Annotated in this window: 1 protein-coding gene and 1 pseudogene; both read left to right on the top strand. The window is 34.1% G+C overall.

Annotated elements, in window-relative coordinates; all coding sequences use genetic code 11:
• Positions 1-197: 197 nt before the first annotated feature.
• Complete coding sequence (gene bfr / locus P20652_RS13445; protein WP_008166824.1) at positions 198-668, top strand: bacterioferritin; 471 nt, start codon at positions 198-200, stop codon at positions 666-668.
• A 12-nt stretch (positions 669-680) separates the two neighbouring features.
• A pseudogene (gene bfr, locus P20652_RS13450) lies at positions 681-1,146 on the top strand (bacterioferritin).
• The last annotated feature ends 14 nt before the right edge of the window (positions 1,147-1,160 follow it).

The raw sequence follows: 1,160 nt of genomic DNA, 5'->3' as shown, positions 1-1,160 counted from the left end.
AGCTCACTTTTTATTTGTTAATAATGACTTATTTCCAGATGCTAATACAAATAAAAACCATGCGTAAACCAAGCAGTAACGCAAACTTAAATAAGAATCAAAACCAATAGTAACACAATGATTTTTATAGAGAAACCTTGCAATGTAGGCTATTTGTAATACACTGCATACAATTAAAATAGTTAAGGCGATTTATCATGAAAGGTAATCAAAAAGTAATCGATGCGTTTAATACATTGTTAGCTAACGAATTGGCGGCAATTGATCAGTATTTTATACACTCACGCATGTATGATGACTGGGGTTTAAACAAGCTATACGAACGCCTTAACCACGAAATGGAAGAAGAAAAAGATCACGCAGACTGGCTTATCAAGCGAATCTTGTTTTTAGAAGGTATACCAAACATGACTAAGCGTCGTGATTTACTAATTGGTAGTGATGTAAAAAGCATGATGCAAAACGATTTAACACTTGAGCTTGAAGTGGTTGCCTGTGTTAAAGATGTAATTGCGATTTGTGAAGAACAACAAGATTATCAATCTCGTAGCATTTTAGAAAAACTGTTATTTGACACCGAAGAAGACCATGTTTACTGGTTAGAGCAACAACTTGGCTTAATTGATAAAATTGGTTCTGAAAATTATCATCAAGCACAAATGGCTTAGTAGGAGCATATTATGAAAGGCGATAAAGACGTTATTGCAGCGCTTAATAAAGTACTCGCTAATGAGCTTGTTGGTATTAACCAATATTTTTTACATGCACGCATGTTTAAAGACTTTGGCTTTACACAGCTTGATAAAGCAGATTACAAAGTATCAATTCAAAAAATGAAAAACGCCGATCGATTAATTGAACGTATTTTGTTTTTAGAAGGCTTACCAAACCTTCAAGACTTAGGCCGATTACGTATTGGTGAAAACAGCGAAGAAATGATTGCTGCTAACATGAGTTTTGAGCTCGATACTATTGATGAGTTACGTAGCGCAGTTAAACTGGCTGAAAGTAAAAAAGATTACATTACCCGTGAAGCCCTTGATCACATTTTAAATGAACAAGAAGAGCAAATTGATTGGTTAGAAACTCAACAGTTACTTATCAAAAAATACAGGTATTAAAAACTACTTACAGTCTCAACTGTAAACAGTACCAAGCAT

The organism is Pseudoalteromonas sp. BSi20652, from assembly GCF_000239855.1.
In the GTDB taxonomy this organism is placed as follows: domain Bacteria; phylum Pseudomonadota; class Gammaproteobacteria; order Enterobacterales; family Alteromonadaceae; genus Pseudoalteromonas.
The sequence above is the reverse complement of the archived record's forward strand: the minus strand, read 5'-3'. Positions and strand labels throughout refer to the sequence as shown.

Bases quoted from the DNA above. Each gene is read 5' to 3' on its own strand.
- bfr (WP_008166824.1), top strand. From the start codon at position 198: ATGAAAGGTAATCAAAAAGTAATCGATGCGTTTAATACATTGTTAGCT.